A 17,902-nucleotide genomic window follows, 5' to 3' on the forward strand; every position below is an offset into this window, starting at 1 on the left:
CATCACAGCTCAAACTCAGGTCTCAAACTTCCCTGACTGAGCGTCGCCAGCGACTCACACAGTAATGCCTGTTGCTGCCTCCCTATCTCGAACACAATATCGACCGCTTCAGCAAATTGCTTATCGATAATCACGGCATCGACTTGCTGTAATAGATGTTCCACATCGCGCAGCTGCGCATAATCACAATGCAACTTGGCAGGATAACGTAACTGTTTTAGTCGCGTTGGCAATTGAACCAAACCTTGCCTTAAGCCCGACGTATAAGCCCGAACCAGTCCACCTACGCCTAGCTTAGTTCCGCCATAAAAACGCACCACAACAGCACCCACTTCGCCGATATTTGCCCCTTGCAACACAGCTAACATAGGGCGACCAGCACTACCGGCGGGTTCACCGTCATCACTCGAACCAATCAAGACGCTATCATCCGGTGCGCCAGCCACAAAAGCTGAGCAATAATGGCTGGCGCCGGGATAGTCACGCTTTATGTCAGTGAGTACTAACTTAAATTTATCAAAGCTATCGCAATGAAACAGAAAAGAGATAAAGCGGCTATGCCTTATCTCTTCTTCAATCACGATATCTTCACAGGGAACGCTATAACTTTCGAGCACACATCCGCCCTAATCTTTACCCTATATCAATCAGCCAAGCCGAGTTCACGGGTCATGTTCTCATTTCTATCTTGATGCACTATGACGTTATCTTCGATACGAATACCGCCAAAAGGTCTTAACTCATCCACCGTTTGCCAATTGATCTGTTGGCCACGACTATCTTGTTTAAGCTCATTAAGCAGAGTATCGATAATGTATAACCCAGGTTCCATGGTCAGCACTTGGTTTGGCGCTAAAATGCGGGTGCAGCGTAGGAATGGATGAGCCTCTGGCGCCGCAATATGAGTTCCGCGTTCATCGTGGGAGAAGCCGCCAACATCATGCACTTGTAGGCCTAACATGTGACCTAAGCCATGGGGGAAGAAAGCACTGGTTATGCCTTGATCGACCAAACCTTGGGTATCACCTGTGGCTAAATCAAAATCCAATAGCATTTGTGCGACTTTAGCGTGGGTGGCCAAGTGTAAATCGGGATAACGCACGCCCGGACGCATCATGTCGATAAGCTCTAGCTGTGCCTTGTTCATCGCAGTGATCAATTCATCGAAACGATTCTTCTCGAATGCGTAGGTTCTGGTGATATCAGAGGCATAGCCAAAGTAACTCGCGCCGGCATCGATAAGAAATGACAAACGTTTCGCAGGGCTTTGGTGTTCAAGTGCGGTGTAATGCAAAATCGCCGCATTTTGGTTAAGGGCGATAATATTGCCATAGGGCACTTCATTCTCGCTCTGGCCTACGGCAGATAAATAGCGCTGCTGGATTTCGAACTCGCTCGCACCATTATAAAAGGCATTTTTAGCCGCCAAATGTCCCTGCACCGCAATTTGATTCGCGCGGCGCATACATTCCAACTCATATTCGGTTTTAGTGGTTCTGTGGTAATGCAGATAACTCATCACAGCATCGGGATTACGACTGGTAAAACCCAGCACTTCGGCCACATCTAAATGCTCACCTAAATAGGCCCAATTGGCGATATCTGTCGGTAAAAACTCAGCGACCTTATCAGCCTTGGTCAGCAGCTTAATATCGAAATACTCAGTCCAAAACATATCAGGCACATCAGACACTTTGTGCCAAAAATCCACAGGACGATAAAAAATCAGTTGCGGCTTATCACGGCCGTTAACCACTAACCAGCAATTCGGATTATCCAACACAGGCAACCATGCCTTGAAGTGCGGGTTTGCCTTAAAGGGATAATTGATATCATCCAAAAACATCCGATGCGGCTGACCCGAATGGATCACTAAACCAGACAAGGCTTCTCGAGACAAAATCTCTGCGACTCGACGGTTTAACTCGGCAATATGGGCACGATAGTGATGAGCCAACTGATCCATTTGTCATCTCCTGCAATGAATAAAAGTTAATAATATGAGCCGAATTTGCTCACATATTCTTAATCTGATCATGAACAACAGATTCAATCAAAACACTAAACTGTCACTCAATCTAAAATACATGGCCGCGGAACAAAGAACATTAAAGCGATAACATCATGATTATCTTTAAGAGTTATGTTCAACCCTAGCATGGCTGCAGCGTTTAAACGTCTAAGGTAAACAGCCACAAAGACCTATTTATCCGCAAAGTGATTTAACGCATTCTAGGTGTTCTACACTCTGTGCAGTGTATCACAAAGGTGAAAAATCACTCTAGCCGACAAGAAATTAAACAGTCGTTTAAATTGGGTGTTGTAATTTATCGAATTTCGAAGCACACTGGCACACAACTGGTCAAATGATGGCCGAAGCTGCTGTGAGATAGAGAGTCGTACTAGCACCAACACATAATGGTGGGTATCACTTTTAAGCCAAAAGGAAGCAAGCAATGATCTACCAAAGTCCTACAATTCAGGTTGAGTTACTCGAGGATAATATTGCCAAGCTGTGCTTTAACGCACCCGGTTCGGTGAACAAATTCGACAGAGAAACCCTCGCCTCGCTCGATGCGGCATTAGACAGCATCAAGCAAGATTCCAATATCAAAGCGTTAGTGCTGACCTCAAGTAAAGATACCTTTATTGTAGGCGCCGACATTACCGAATTTTTAGGCCTGTTCGCACAAGATGACGCCGTATTGCTCTCTTGGGTTGAACAAGCCAACGCAGTCTTCAACAAACTTGAAGACTTGCCTTTCCCAACCGCATCAGCAATCAAAGGCTTTGCCTTAGGTGGCGGCTGTGAAACCATTCTGGCAACCGATTTCCGTATCGCAGACACCACAGCCAAAATCGGTTTACCTGAAACTAAACTCGGCATCATCCCAGGTTTTGGCGGCACAGTTCGTCTGCCACGTGTGATTGGTGCAGATAACGCACTTGAGTGGATCACGACCGGTAAAGACCAACGCGCTGAAGATGCACTGAAAGTCGGCGCTGTTGATGCAGTGGTTGCACCACAAGCGTTAGAAGCTGCTGCGATTCAAATGCTGAAAGATGCTGTTGCTGAAAAGCTGGATTGGCAAGCACGTCGTAACCGTAAACTGTCTGCGCTAACACTGCCAAAACTTGAAGCTATGATGTCATTCACCACAGCCAAAGGTATGGTGTTTGCGGTTGCGGGTAAACACTACCCTGCACCAATGGCTGCTGTAAGCGTGATTGAGCAAGCATCGACTAAAGGTCGTGCTGAAGCATTACAAATCGAACATCAAGCCTTTATCAAGCTGGCTAAAACTGACGTAGCTAAAGCACTTATCGGTATTTTCCTTAATGATCAATTTGTTAAAGGTAAAGCGAAGAAAGCCGGCAAGTTAGCGAAAGAAGTCAACAACGCGGCCGTATTAGGCGCAGGCATTATGGGCGGCGGCATCGCTTACCAAAGCGCCAGCAAAGGCACACCGATTGTCATGAAAGACATTGCCCAGCCAGCATTAGATTTGGGTCTCAATGAAGCCGCTAAACTGCTGTCTGCCCAAGTCGCCCGTGGCCGTTCAACGCCAGAAAAAATGGCCAAAGTACTGAACAACATCACGCCTTCATTAGATTATGCCGCGATTAAACACAGTGATGTTGTCGTTGAAGCTGTTGTTGAACATCCAAAAATCAAAGCACAGGTTTTAGCCGAAGTTGAAGGCTATGTGAGTGAAGATGCAATTATCGCCTCAAACACCTCAACAATTTCAATCAACTTGCTCGCTAAGAGCATGAAGAAACCTGAACGTTTCTGCGGTATGCATTTCTTCAACCCAGTGCACAAAATGCCGTTGGTCGAAGTTATCCGTGGCGAGCATAGCTCTGAAGAAACCATCGCCTCTGTTGTGGCTTATGCCAGCAAAATGGGCAAGACCCCAATCGTTGTTAATGATTGCCCAGGCTTCTTCGTTAACCGTGTACTCTTCCCTTACTTTGCAGGTTTTAACGGCTTACTTGCCGAAGGTGGCGACTTTGCTGCAATCGACAAAGTGATGGAAAAACAGTTCGGTTGGCCAATGGGTCCAGCTTACCTGCTCGACGTAGTCGGTTTAGACACAGGTCATCACGCCCAAGCTGTTATGGCTGAAGGTTTCCCTGATCGCATGGGTAAATCAGGCACTGACGCGATTGATGTGATGTTTGAGAGCAAACGTCTTGGCCAGAAAAATGGTAAAGGTTTCTATGTCTATTCAGTCGATAGCCGTGGCAAGCCGAAGAAAGATGTCGATCCAACAAGCTACGGTCTATTGAAAGATGCCTTTGGCGAGTTAAAAGCCTTCGAAGCCGATGACATTATTGCCCGTACTATGATCCCTATGATCATCGAAACCGTGCGCTGTTTAGAAGAAGGTATTGTCGCATCGCCTGCCGAAGCGGATATGGGCCTAGTTTATGGCTTAGGATTCCCGCCATTCAGAGGCGGCGTGTTCCGTTACTTGGATACCATGGGTGTCGCAAATTTTGTGGCCTTAGCAGACAAATACGCTCACTTGGGCGGTCTGTATCAAGTCACAGATGCGATGCGCACATTAGCAGCCAATAACGGTAGCTACTACCAAGCCTAATTAGCGGGAAAGGAATTTAATCATGAAACAAGCTGTTATCGTAGACTGCATCCGTACTCCGATGGGCCGCTCAAAGGCTGGCGTATTTCGTAATGTGCGTGCAGAAACTCTGTCTGCTGAACTAATGAAAGGTCTGTTGCTGCGTAACCCACAACTCGACCCAAACCTGATTGAAGACGTGATTTGGGGTTGTGTGCAACAAACCCTAGAGCAAGGCTTCAACATCGCCCGTAACGCTTCGCTATTAGCGGGTATTCCAAAGACCGCTGGCGCTGTGACGGTTAACCGCCTATGTGGTTCATCAATGGATGCTATCCATCAAGCTGCACGTGCGATTATGACTGGCATGGGCGACACCTTTATTATTGGTGGCGTAGAACACATGGGCCATGTGCCAATGAGCCATGGTGTCGACTTCCACCCAGGTCTTGCTAACAACGTGGCAAAAGCCTCTGGCATGATGGGTTTAACGGCTGAAATGCTGGGTAAACTGCACGGTATTACCCGTGAACAGCAAGATGCGTTTGCGGTACGTTCACACCAACGTGCTTATGCAGCGACGATTGAAGGCCGCTTTGCCAAAGAAATCTATGGCATTGAAGGTCACGATGCTAACGGTGCCTTAATTAAAGTCCTGCAAGACGAAGTGATCCGCCCAGAAACCACAATGGAATCTTTGGCTGCACTGCGCCCCGTATTTGATCCAGTAAATGGTACTGTAACTGCTGGTACTTCTTCTGCACTGTCTGATGGCGCCTCAGCCATGTTGATCATGGAAGAATCTAAAGCGCGCGCACTTGGCTTGCCGATTCGTGCACGTATTCGCTCTATGGCGGTTGCAGGTTGTGACGCGGCTATCATGGGTTACGGCCCAGTGCCTGCCACGCAAAAAGCTCTAGCTCGAGCTGGTATTACCGTTGCCGATTTAGATGTGATTGAACTTAACGAAGCGTTTGCTGCTCAGTCTTTACCTTGTGTGAAAGATTTAGGTTTAGCAGATGTGGTTGATGACAAAATCAACCTCAACGGCGGCGCAATTGCACTAGGTCACCCACTGGGTTGTTCAGGCGCTCGTATCTCTACGACGCTGATCAACTTAATGGAAGACAAAGACGCGACCTTAGGGTTAGCGACCATGTGTATTGGTTTAGGCCAAGGTATCGCCACTGTATTCGAACGCGTTTAATTCGTTACTCGAATAATTTCAAAGCCGGAACTTGTTCCGGCTTTTTTATGCCAAATTTTCTGCCAGCGTAAATATTAATATTTCTCATTTCTTCTGCTGTTCATTTGAAAATCAGTCCGTTATCAACTTAACTACAAGGGCATCACTGGCTATTGTGGACAACAACAGGCAAGCAATCATCAGCCAAATCTAGGCAGTGTAGTGCAAGGATGCAATTCGTTGTTTTACAAGAGGAATGCCTGATGCTACAAACGGAACAGACCCTTTTCGAACAAATGCGGATCACTGAGCTGGAGATCGAGTCTCGTAAGGCGCTCTTCTCTTTTACTGGGGCAGACGTAAAGGCCCTACAATCCTTTAAGCCCATCATTGAAGAAAACATAGATAAAATCGTCGATGACTTTTATGGCTTACAAACCAGCGTGTCAGAAATTGCGCTGCTGATCGGAGACTCAGACACCCTTGCCCGCTTACGTACCGCACAGAGAAGATATGTGCTCGATTTATTTAATGGTGTTTATGATCTTGAGTACGTAAACAATCGCCTGCGGATTGGGTTGGTCCATAAACGCATTGGTGTTGAGCCTAAGCTTTACCTATCTGCGGTACACACGCTAAAAGAGCTTATCTACGCCGTGATCAACTGTTCAGTGCAAGATACACTTCAAGGCGAATGTATCCGTGTCGCGATTGATAAACTGGTGCTGTTTGATGTCACGTTAGTATTCGATACTTATATTCGCAGCTTAGTATCCGAGATTGAGAACGCTAAGGATAAAGCCGAAAAATATGCCCAAAGCATGGAAAGCAAAGTCAAAGAGCGGACACAGCAGTTAGAAGAACTATCGCAAACCGATCCCTTAACAGGCCTGCTCAACGTTAGGCATTTACAAGAAACGGCAACGCGCATACTCAGGGCCGCCCAAAGGCGTGCCGAACCCGTCAGCGTAATCTACTTAGACGTAGATGATTTTAAGTCATTCAACGACACCCAAGGCCATAGATCTGGGGATGAAGTACTGCGCGCTGTAGCAAAAGCGATTAAAGAAATCACTCGGGCCGAGGATCATTGCTTTCGATATGGTGGAGATGAGTTCTGTATCATTATGCCTAACTGCCGTGAAGAACAAGCTCGGGATAATGTCATCACTCGATTCAATCAAAAAATAAAACTCAGTTTAAACAATATTTCCTTAAGCTTTGGCATTATTGATACTGGACCCTACGAATATGAAGAAGCCAATAGCTTAATTCATAAAGCCGATCAGCGAATGTATAGCTACAAACGTGCATCCAAACAGCAGCAACAAACTATGGCGGCAGCAAATGATTTAGTACCTGAGAATAGTACCGCAGATGTCCATTCAATCTCTCAATCTCAAAGCGTTGATAAAGCCGTCGAGTAATTTTTAAACCCATTCGTCATCATGTTCCACGTGGAACATTAAATATCTAACATTCGTATTGATAGAACATCTCAATGAAACCAGATCACAAATTGAAACCGCCAACTTGGTTTATCATGGGGGCTAGAGTAACATTAGCTAATTCTGCTTAACCGTTCAGTAGAGGTAATATGAACGACGCTTTCTCAACCGCGCAGCATAGACTCGATGCTCTTGGTTTACGCTGCCCAGAGCCTGTAATGATGGTGCGTAAAACCGTAAGACAAATGGCTACCGGCGAGACACTGCTGATCATTGCCGATGATCCTGCTACGACGCGCGATATTCCAAGCTTTTGTGAATTTATGGATCACACCTTAATTGCCAGTGAAACCACACAAACGCCATATCAATATTTGATCAAAAAAGGACTTTAAGTCGTATTCGTTAACGACTTAATCATGAACAAAGGATGTGAGAAACTATGCCAAAACTGCTGGCGATTGCCTATAAAACTGTAAAGCGCGGCCCAATGAATGAAGTTCTCTGTGCCAATGTCACCCAACTCAGTGGCGTAGAGAAAGATGTGTTTGGTCGTCCAGGCAAACGCCAAGTCACTGTGCTTTCTAAAATTCAGTGGCAACAGGCCTGCCATAGTATCGAGGCAGATTTACCATGGACGACTCGCAGAGCAAATCTGCTGGTTGATGATCTCGTATTTAGTAGTGCCGATGTTGGTAAACATTTACAGATCGGCGAGTTGCGACTTGAAATAACGGGTGAAACCGATCCCTGTAAAAAGATGGAAATAGCGCATATCGGTTTAGAGGCCGCGCTCAGGCCAGATTGGCGAGGTGGTGTAACCTGCCGAGTATTGAATGATGCCATGATCCACTTAGGCGATGAGATCACTCTGGTGAATCCAAGCTAATTTTATTCCCAGCGAGTCAGCCACTCTTACTCTTAGTTAAATCTCCATACTCCTCAGTAAATAGAACCAATTGACTTGGTTCTATTTCTGCTATGCCCGCTTTCTTATCTATATCGCCGTTACTTTTCCATTCCCTCGGTCATCAATTGAAACAGTATTTACGTGTTCCTTCTTCCCTATTTATGCGATAACTAGACTAAGTATTAACAAAAGTTCATCTTAAAATTAATACAACTCAAGCAGTCCATAAGAACGATAACAGGAAGTGACATGTTGAAATCTAAACTTACCCCGCTTTATATCGCCCTCGCTCTAGGGATGAATACCCTCGCCGTTAACGCAGCAGAAACTAAGGAGGCCGAATGGAATGTTAACGCTCCAGCGAATGCCCCCTTAGAGCAAGTCAAAATTGACGTTAATGAAGGCACTTGGATGAACCTTAGTGTCAGTCCAGATGGCAAGCATATCGTCTTCGACTTACTCGGCGACATTTATCAAATCCCAGTATCAGGCGGTGAAGCTAAGCCATTAGCCCAAGGTATTGCTTGGCAGATGCAGCCCGTCTATAGCCCAGATGGCAAACACATCGCATTTACCTCGGATGGCGATGGTGGCGATAACATTTGGATCATGGATGCCGATGGCAGCAATCCACGAACTGTCACCCAAGAAACATTCAGGCTGCTAAACAGTCCAGCTTGGAGCCCTGACTCTCAGTATCTTGTTGCACGTAAGCATTTTACCGCCAGCCGCAGTTTAGGTGCGGGTGAAGTGTGGCTATACCACGTAGCGGGCGGCGAAGGCGTCAAACTAACTGAACGCCCAAATGATCAGAAAGATTTAGGCGAACCCGCGTACTCGCCCGATGGCCGTTATATCTACTTTAGCCAAGATGATACGCCAGGCAAAACATTCCACTATTCAAAGGACTCAGTTAACGGTATCTACAAAATCAAACGTTATGATACCCAAACCGGTGACATTGAAATTTTGATTGAAGGTACCGGTGGCGCAATTCGACCAACCCCGAGTCCTGATGGCACTAAGCTCGCCTATATAAAGCGCGATGATTTTAATTCATCACTCTACCTACTCGACCTCAAGTCTGGTGAAACCACTAAACTGTTTGGCGAACTAGACCGTGATATGCAAGAGACTTGGGCGATTCATGGCGTCTATCCAACAATGGCGTGGACTCAAGATAACAAGGATATTTTCTTCTGGGCGAAGGGAAAGATTAACCGCCTGAATGTTGCCAGCAAAACACTCACAGATATCCCCTTTAGCGTAAAAACTGAGTTAGCAGTACAACCCTCAGTACGCTTTAAGCAAGATATAGATAAAGATGTTTTCGATGTCAAAATGCTACGTATGGCGCAGGTCTCTCCCGATGGCAGTAAAGTCGCCTTCGAAGCACTAGGGAAGATTTGGTTAAAATCATTACCCGATGGAAAAATGTCGCGCTTAACTGAACTCAATAATGGGATTGAAGAACTGTATCCACAATGGTCACGCGATGGCAAAAATATTGTTTTCACCACTTGGAATGACCAAGACCAAGGAACAGTGCAAGTCATTAGTGCAAAAGGTGGCAAACCTAAGCAGCTAACATCTGAGCCAGGAAAGTACGTAGAACCCACCTTTTCACCCGATGGTGAACTTGTGGTGTATCGTAAAACCCAAGGCGGTAACCTCACACCAAGAACTTGGTCGCAGGAGCCTGGACTATATAAAGTCGATATCAAAAGCAAACAAAATAAGAAAATCAGTGCCGATGGCTACCAAGCTCAATTTGGTGCCAATGCCGATCGCGTCTTTTTTATGAATAGCAGCGAAGATGAAACGCCACAGTTATCATCTATCAACTTAGATGGCTTCGATAAACGGGTTCATTACAGCAGCAAGCATGCGACTGAATTTAGGGTTTCACCCGATGGTGAGCAACTCGCCTTTGCCGAACGCTTTAAGGTTTGGGTGACGCCTTTTGCTAAACACGGTGAAACAGTTGAGATTGGACCCAATGCCAACAATCTACCCGTAAGCCAATTGAGTGTCCGTGCGGGTGAAAGTATCAGTTGGAACAGTAAAAGCAACCAACTGTATTGGACACTTGGCCCCGAACTTTATCAAGCCAAGGTTGATACTCAATATCTCAATAAAGATGAAAAGGCTCAGCCAAGTATTATCAATTTAGGCTTTACCGAAAAGGCCGATGTTCCACGTGGAACAATCGCCTTCGTCGGTGGCAAAGTGATTACGATGGAAAACGACCAAGTCATCGACAATGGCGTGGTCATAGTCAAAGACAATCATATTGTCGCCGTAGGTGATGCCAATATCGCGATTCCAAAAGATGCACAGATCATCGACATCAAAGGAAAATCGATCATGCCAGGGCTATTCGATGCCCACGCCCATGGACCGCAAGCAGATGATGAAATTGTGCCACAACAGAACTGGGCGCTGTATTCTGGCCTTTCCTTAGGTGTCACCACTATTCACGATCCCTCGAATGACACGACAGAGATTTTTGCCGCTTCCGAACAGCAAAAAGCAGGACACATAGTTGGCCCACGTATTTTCTCGACTGGCACCATATTGTATGGTGCCAATGCGCCTGGCTACACATCGCACATAGACTCACTGGATGATGCCAAGTTTCATCTTGAACGTCTGAAAAAAGTCGGAGCGTTTAGCGTAAAAAGCTACAACCAACCGCGACGCAATCAGCGGCAACAAGTCATCGCTGCCGCTCGTGAACTCGAAATGATGGTCGTGCCAGAAGGTGGCAGTTTGCTGCAACACAATCTCACTATGGTCGCCGATGGCCATACAACGGTTGAGCACTCTCTGCCAGTGGCAGCGATTTATAACGACATCAAACAATTCTGGAGCCAAACTAAAGTCGGTTACACTCCAACCTTAGTGGTCGCCTATGGCGGCATTTCAGGCGAAAACTACTGGTACGACAAAACCGATGTGTGGGCGCATCCACGTCTGTCTATGTATGTCCCCGCCGATATCTTGCAGGCGAGATCCATGCGACGCCCGCATGCACCAGATGGCCACTACAATCATTTCAATGTTGCTAAAGTGGCTAACGAGCTCAATAAGTTAGGGGTCCACCCTAATATTGGCGCCCACGGTCAGCGTGAAGGCTTAGCAGCACATTGGGAAATGTGGATGTTCGCCCAAGGCGGCATGAGCAATATGGAAGTATTGAAAACGGCCACCATTAATCCTGCGACAACCTTTGGTATGGAACAACAGCTAGGCTCGATTAAAGAAGGTAAGCTCGCAGACTTAATCGTTATTGATGGTGATCCATTAGCCGATATTCGCGTTACAGATAAAGTCACTTATACCATGGTCAACGGTAAGCTTTTTAATGCTGAGACGATGAATGAGCTTAATGGGGATAAGGAAAAACGTAAGCCGTTTTTCTTTGAGAAAATCTAAACTCTATCATCAAGGCTAGAATGGGAGATTCGCTTTCCTGTTTTAATTATTTGGATTAACCAGATATCACCAATAAAGATAAAAGCATGTTCCACGTGGAACATGCTTTTTTACATTTTGTGCATATGGACAAGAACTCAAATATTGCTATGAGTACTGTCCTACATCACATCAGCAAGATGAGCGATTACTGATGTTCGCAGTTATGCTGACCGGCACAGGAATCAACACAGGCCTGGTAAGAAATACACTCTACAAGGTGGTCATTCACCATACCCACCGCCTGCATAAAGGCATAACAAATTATTGGGCCGACGAAATTAAATCCGAGTTTCTTTAAGGATTTTGACATGGCTTCAGATTCTGGCGTTTGCGCTGGAACCTGCGACATAGCAGTAAACTGATTAACTATGGGCTCACCGCCAACAAAGCTCCATAAGAATGTAGAGAAATCCTTCCCATCGGCAGTATAGGCCAAATATCCTTTGGCATTCTTGATGATAGAGTTCACCTTCAAACGATTGCGCACTATGCCGGGATTCAACATAAGTTCCTCGACTTTCGCCTCATCAAAGCCAGCAATCACTTCTGGTTCAAAATTGGCAAAGGCCTGCTCATAGTTTTGTTGTTTCTTCAGGATCGTAATCCAAGATAATCCGGCCTGTTGACCGTCTAAACACAACTTAGCAAACAGCTCCTTAGGATCATAAACCGGCCGCCCCCACACTTTGTCATGATACTCACGATACAAGGGATCATCACTTACCCAGCCACAACGGATCTCTTCCATGGTATATAACCTTATTGTTTTAATTAAGAAGGTAAAAAATAACCTACATAAGCAGATATCTACAAGGTATAATCGAACCCATTTTCTATTCAGGCTGACGGCAGTAGACAAGTAGACATGACGACAAAACACGACGTAAAAACATTTCAGGGTTTCATTCTCACCCTGCAGGAATATTGGGCACAGCAAGGCTGTGCAATCGTTCAACCTCTAGATATGGAAGTCGGCGCGGGAACATTCCACCCACAAACTTTCCTGCGTTCTTTAGGGCCAGAACCTATGAGCAGTGCCTATGTGCAGCCATCGCGCCGCCCTACGGACGGTCGTTACGGTGAAAACCCTAACCGTCTGCAGCACTACTACCAATTCCAAGTCGTGTTGAAGCCTTCACCTGACAATATTCAAGAGCTGTATTTAGGCTCACTGCAAGCGTTGGGTATCGATACTCAAATCCACGATATCCGCTTTGTGGAAGATAACTGGGAATCACCAACACTAGGTGCTTGGGGCTTAGGCTGGGAAGTCTGGCTTAACGGTATGGAAGTAACTCAGTTTACTTACTTCCAACAGGTTGGCGGCATCGAATGCAGCCCAGTCACAGGTGAAATCACCTATGGCCTAGAACGTCTGGCTATGTATATCCAAGGTGTTGATAGTGTTTATGATCTCGTTTGGACCGATGGTCCGCTGGGGCGCATCACCTATGGCGATGTGTTTCATCAAAACGAAGTCGAGCAATCGACCTATAACTTCGAGCACGCCGATGTGGACTTTATGTTCACCCTGTTCGATCAGTGCGAAAAAATGTGTCAGCATTTATTGTCACTGGAAAAACCTTTACCTCTGCCCGCCTACGAGCAAGTGATGAAAGCCTCACACGCCTTCAACTTACTCGATGCCCGCCACGCCATTTCAGTGACTGAACGTCAGCGTTATATTCTGCGCGTTCGTACTATGGCGAAAGCGGTTGCTGAATCCTATTATCAGGCACGCGAAGCGCTTGGCTTCCCAATGTGTAAGTAGAGGTAAAAACATGAATTTTGAAAACTTACTCATAGAGTTAGGCACGGAAGAATTACCACCTAAGTCACTGCGTAAACTGGCTGAATCCTTTTTAGCTAACTTTACCGAAGAACTCACCAAAGCCGATTTAGCCTTTAGCTCAGCCGTTTGGTATGCAGCGCCACGTCGTCTGGCAATTAACGTTACCGAACTGGCCCTTGCACAAGCTGATAAAGTGGTTGAAAAACGCGGCCCCGCCGTGAGTTCAGCCTTTGATGCAGAAGGTAAGCCGACGAAAGCTGCCGAAGGTTGGGCACGTGGTAATGGTATTACAGTTGAACAAGCCGAACGTTTAGTCACAGATAAAGGCGAATGGTTAGTCCATAACGCTAAAGTTGAAGGCGTCGAAACGAAAAGTTTGATCGCTGCTATGGCTCAACGTGCACTCGATAAATTGCCTATCCCTAAGCCAATGCGCTGGGGCAATAATAAAACCCAATTTATTCGCCCAGTGCACACAGCGACTATGTTGTTAGGCAGCGAGTTGATTGAAGGTGAGTTGCTGGGTATCAAATCGGCACGCACTGTTCGCGGTCACCGCTTTATGGGACTCAAGCAGTTTGAATTAGCCCATGCTGATCACTACCTTGCCGACCTAAAAGAAAAAGGCAAAGTCATCGCCGATTACGAAAGCCGTAAAGCATTAATCAAAGCCGATGCCGAAAAAGCCGCCGCTAAGATTGGTGGCACAGCCGATATCGAAGATAGCCTACTTGAAGAAGTCGCCTCTTTGGTTGAATGGCCAGTGGTATTGACCGCCAGCTTCGAAGAAAAATTCTTAAGCGTACCGTCTGAAGCTTTGGTCTACACCATGAAGGGCGATCAAAAATACTTCCCAGTTTTTGATGACGCGGGCAAGTTACTGCCAAACTTTATCTTTGTGACCAACATAGAATCTAAAGATCCTGCGCAAATTATCTCTGGCAACGAGAAAGTCGTTCGTCCACGTCTTGCCGACGCAGAATTCTTTTTTAATACCGATAAAAAACACACGATGGAATCACGTTTACCTAGCTTAGAAACCGTCCTGTTCCAACAGCAACTCGGTACATTAAAAGACAAAGTGACTCGTATCTCTGCCCTAGCCGCCTTTATTGCTGAGCAAACTGGCGCGAATGCGGTTGATGCAGCCCGTGCTGGTTTGTTATCTAAAACCGATTTGATGACCAATATGGTGATGGAATTTACCGATACTCAAGGCACTATGGGCATGCATTACGCCCGCCTCGATGGTGAAACTGAAGCTGTTGCTGTTGCGATGGAAGAGCAATACAAGCCTAAGTTCTCTGGCGATACTGTGCCTAATGCAGGCGTATCTTGCGCAGTCGCATTAGCAGATAAGCTCGATACTTTAGTCGGCATCTTTGGTATTGGCCAAGCACCAAAAGGCGCAGCCGATCCCTTTGCCCTACGCCGCGCGGCGATTGGCGTGCTACGTATTATCGTTGAGAACAAACTGCCACTGGATTTAGTAACCCTGATTGCTAAGGCTCAGGAACTCCACGGTACTAACTTAAGCAACGCAAACGCAGCAGAGGAAGTGCTTGAATTCTTAATGGCTCGTTTCCGTGCTTGGTATCAAGATAAAGGTATTGGTGTTGATGTGATCTTAGCCGTGCTAGCACGTCGCCCAACACGCCCTGCTGATTTTGATAGCCGTATCAATGCGGTATCACACTTTAGAAGCCTAGAAGCTTCTAGCGCCCTTGCGGCAGCGAACAAACGAGTATCCAACATTCTGGCTAAGGTTGAAGGTGCTTTACCGACAACGATCAATGCGAGTCTGTTAACCGAAGCCGCAGAGCAAGCATTAGCGGCCAAGTTGAACGAGCTGCAACCACAGTTGGCGCCTTTGTTTGCCAATGCCGATTACCAGCAAGCCTTAACTTTGTTGGCTGGCCTACGTGAAAGCGTGGATCAGTTCTTCGAAGATGTGATGGTAATGGCAGATGATGAAGCGTTGAAAAACAATCGCTTAGCATTGTTGAATAATCTACGCGAGCAGTTCCTGCACGTCGCAGATATATCACTACTGCAATAACGATACTAACGTTTTTAAATTATCGCTTTATAAAAAACGCGCTCATTAGCGCGTTTTTTATTGCCCTGATTTCTTATATCAAACGTATTACATGGCTCAATCAAAACTGCAGTAGTTTTTGATGTAAGCCATCAAATTGTGTTTGATCTAAGTTAACTTGCTGCAGTAAATTCGCCAGAATCTCAGGGGACAATTGCCCTGCTTGATGCAGCATAGAAATCTCGCTGATCACATTCGCCCGCCATACCACAGCAGCTAGCCCAGCTTGCGGGCGCGAGTTCACACTGGCAAGCTTGTCTAATTCTGTTTCAAAGGTATTGGGTAACTGCCAATGCTTAGCGAGCAATGAACTTAAGGCTAACGATTTCGTCGTCATCACTTGTCTAAATAAACCAGAATTAGGCTGTTCTCCCGGCTCTGCCTGTACAAATGCATCGAGAAGCATTTTAAAAATGGCCAGCTTGCCGACATCGTGTAATAAACCCAATAAAAAAGCCGTATCTTGATCTTCATCGCTTAACTCACTGGCAAGAAAAGCAACCTGCATCGAATGGCGCCAAATTTCAGCCCCAAAACGACGGAAATAGATTGGCTTGATATCCAACATTTCACGCACTAGACAAGTGGTAACAAACTTTCTCAACTGTTCACGACCAAGCTGTACCAAAGCCTGCTGCAAACTGGTGATATCCCTATCGCTACGTTTAAATGCAGGGGAATTACATAACTTAAGCACCTCAATACTCAGTAAAGGATCTTGCTCGATGAGCGCTAATAGGTCCTTAATATCAAATTGTGGATCGGCCAGTTTACGATCTAATTCCAATACTTTTGACGGTAGCTTTAACACTTTCTCGGCGATCACTTGTGGTGATGCCAAGGCCTGCTCTATCTCCGCCATGACTCGACGTTCAAGATTATTGGCTACGCCGCCAGTGTCCTTAACCCGTGTAGGAAATAACAAACTATAAAAGAGTGCAGATAAATCAACAGATACCACGCTAATATCTTCGAGAGATTTAGCTGGCTTTCGCGCAGGTTCAAACGATTTACCTAAGTCCGTCGTTGAAAAACTTTTGGGTCTCTCTACCGTCGCCGAATCACGAATATTGAAGAGCTTATTAAAAAGTGATTTAATCAAGAAGCATCAACCTGTCATTATAGATAATTGTTAAAAAGTCAGTTAAATATTGCCCATCTCAAATCCATTTTGATCAAGCTTAAGCGATACATAAACACGTTACAGACATGCTAATGGCTCGCTTAAGTGTAACATATTCAATTCATTTCTGACGCCAGCAATCCCATGATTGTAGCCTCTATTAGGACAATCTTGGTTACAACTTGAAACCTCAAAAAACTTACATTTCAGCATCATTTAACTGACAATATGCCCAGCCTTCATAAAGTGATACGTATTTCGTCTCCCTTTAAGTCATTCACGACATACTTGCCAGCTAACGACGGAACATTTGATGCTCGAGGTAATAAAAGCAGGTGCACTCACTACAGTTCAAGATCTCGGACGCATGGGATACCGACATTTAGGTGTAACCCAAGCTGGCGCCTTAGATAGACCTGCCCTGTGTTTAGCAAACCGCCTATTATCAAACCCAGACAATACACCCGTATTGGAATTAACCTTCGGCCAATCGATTTTTTTGTTTAAACGCGACGCTTGGATTGCCTTAACGGGTGCCGATTTCGATGCTCGTATAGACAATAAGCCCATAGTTTGCGGCTGGCGTTACTCCATTAAGGCAGGACAAAAACTCAGCCTTAGAGGGGGAAATAAAGGCATGCGTGCTTATATTGCCGTTGATGGTGGCGTTAAAGTACCGCTAGTGATGGATTCTGCCGCTACCGATTTAACCTCAGGTATCGGTGGATTTCATGGCCGCGCATTAGAAGCTGGCGATCGCCTGAGCTTAGGTTTAGCTCACCCACTCAGAAGACAAGTTGGTGCAATTCAAAAAAGTTGGGATGGGCATATTCGCGCACTCGCGACCAAGCACACTCAAGCCTTCTCGTTGAAATCTCAGCAAACATTCTGGCAAACACAGTGGCAACTTTCAGCTGAAAGTGATCGTGCGAGTGCAATACTCAAAGGTGATACGTTAACATTGGCGAAGCCATTCCCAGTACAATCACACACAGTCACGCCCGGAGTGGTTCAAGTCTCCGCTTCTGGGCAACCACTCGTGTTACTTGCAGATGCGCAGACCACCAGCAGTCATCCTCAAATAGCCGTGATTATTGAAGCCGATCTTTGGAAGCTTGCCCAAACTCGCCCAGGGCAAACAGTAACATTCGAATTAGTCGACGATGAACAAGCCGCAACGGCGCAAGCAGAATGGCATGACTACTTCTATCGCTTACAACGCAGTCTAGGTTAACAGGCCGCTTAATCATCGCGTCCAAGAAACATCCCCCGCATTCCT

Annotated in this window: 13 protein-coding genes; 9 read left to right on the forward strand and 4 right to left on the reverse strand. The window is 46.0% G+C overall.

Annotation, left to right across the window (positions count from 1 at the left end):
- Window positions 1–2 precede the first annotated feature (2 nt).
- Window positions 3–617, reverse strand: a complete 615-nt coding sequence (locus NE536_RS13990; RefSeq protein ID WP_261273061.1) for a YigZ family protein — start codon at window positions 615–617, stop codon at window positions 3–5.
- A 26-nt stretch (window positions 618–643) separates the two neighbouring features.
- The gene (gene pepQ, locus NE536_RS13995; RefSeq protein ID WP_261273062.1) at window positions 644–1,966 is read right to left on the reverse strand and encodes a Xaa-Pro dipeptidase; all 1,323 of its coding nucleotides are present in this window, start codon (window positions 1,964–1,966) and stop codon (window positions 644–646) included.
- A gap of 490 nt (window positions 1,967–2,456) precedes the next feature.
- Here pepQ and fadB point away from each other — a divergent pair, with 490 nt between their 5' ends.
- The 6 genes from fadB to NE536_RS14025 all read left to right on the forward strand — a co-directional run bounded on the left by fadB (window position 2,457) and on the right by NE536_RS14025 (window position 11,568).
- Window positions 2,457–4,607: a fatty acid oxidation complex subunit alpha FadB gene (fadB, locus tag NE536_RS14000; protein ID WP_261273063.1), complete on the forward strand. Its 2,151-nt coding sequence runs from the start codon at window positions 2,457–2,459 to the stop codon at window positions 4,605–4,607.
- Between the two features lie 22 nt (window positions 4,608–4,629).
- Entirely contained in the window at window positions 4,630–5,793 is a 1,164-nt protein-coding gene (gene fadA, locus NE536_RS14005) for an acetyl-CoA C-acyltransferase FadA (protein WP_014609502.1), read from the forward strand.
- 242 nt (window positions 5,794–6,035) lie between these two features.
- The gene (locus tag NE536_RS14010) at window positions 6,036–7,199 is read left to right on the forward strand and encodes a diguanylate cyclase domain-containing protein (RefSeq protein ID WP_261273064.1); all 1,164 of its coding nucleotides are present in this window, start codon (window positions 6,036–6,038) and stop codon (window positions 7,197–7,199) included.
- A gap of 170 nt (window positions 7,200–7,369) precedes the next feature.
- Window positions 7,370–7,615 (forward strand): sulfurtransferase TusA, encoded by a 246-nt coding sequence (gene tusA, locus NE536_RS14015; protein WP_259512326.1) that lies wholly within the window; start codon window positions 7,370–7,372, stop codon window positions 7,613–7,615.
- A 47-nt stretch (window positions 7,616–7,662) separates the two neighbouring features.
- Complete coding sequence (locus tag NE536_RS14020; protein ID WP_261273065.1) at window positions 7,663–8,109, forward strand: MOSC domain-containing protein; 447 nt, start codon at window positions 7,663–7,665, stop codon at window positions 8,107–8,109.
- Window positions 8,110–8,379: 270 nt separating this feature from the next.
- Window positions 8,380–11,568, forward strand: coding sequence for an amidohydrolase family protein (locus tag NE536_RS14025; protein ID WP_261273066.1), 3,189 nt, complete (start codon window positions 8,380–8,382; stop codon window positions 11,566–11,568).
- Window positions 11,569–11,755: 187 nt separating this feature from the next.
- Here the strand turns inward: NE536_RS14025 and NE536_RS14030 are convergent, their stop codons facing one another.
- Window positions 11,756–12,358 carry a DNA-3-methyladenine glycosylase I gene (locus tag NE536_RS14030; RefSeq protein WP_261273067.1) on the reverse strand — a complete coding sequence of 201 codons (603 nt, stop codon included), beginning with the start codon at window positions 12,356–12,358 and terminating at the stop codon, window positions 11,756–11,758.
- Between the two features lie 117 nt (window positions 12,359–12,475).
- Between NE536_RS14030 and glyQ the strand changes: the two genes are divergently transcribed.
- Window positions 12,476–13,381, forward strand: coding sequence for a glycine--tRNA ligase subunit alpha (gene glyQ, locus NE536_RS14035; RefSeq protein WP_219235734.1), 906 nt, complete (start codon window positions 12,476–12,478; stop codon window positions 13,379–13,381).
- A gap of 10 nt (window positions 13,382–13,391) precedes the next feature.
- Window positions 13,392–15,461 (forward strand): glycine--tRNA ligase subunit beta, encoded by a 2,070-nt coding sequence (glyS, locus tag NE536_RS14040; protein WP_261273068.1) that lies wholly within the window; start codon window positions 13,392–13,394, stop codon window positions 15,459–15,461.
- Window positions 15,462–15,561: 100 nt separating this feature from the next.
- Here glyS and NE536_RS14045 read toward each other — a convergent pair whose 3' ends face one another.
- Window positions 15,562–16,602, reverse strand: a complete 1,041-nt coding sequence (locus NE536_RS14045) for an HDOD domain-containing protein (RefSeq protein WP_261273069.1) — start codon at window positions 16,600–16,602, stop codon at window positions 15,562–15,564.
- Between the two features lie 334 nt (window positions 16,603–16,936).
- Between NE536_RS14045 and NE536_RS14050 the strand changes: the two genes are divergently transcribed.
- Window positions 16,937–17,857, forward strand: coding sequence for a 5-oxoprolinase subunit C family protein (locus tag NE536_RS14050; protein ID WP_261273070.1), 921 nt, complete (start codon window positions 16,937–16,939; stop codon window positions 17,855–17,857).
- Window positions 17,858–17,902 lie beyond the last annotated feature (45 nt).

This window comes from Shewanella septentrionalis (genome assembly GCF_025370265.1).
Classification (GTDB): Bacteria; Pseudomonadota; Gammaproteobacteria; order Enterobacterales; family Shewanellaceae; genus Shewanella; species Shewanella hafniensis.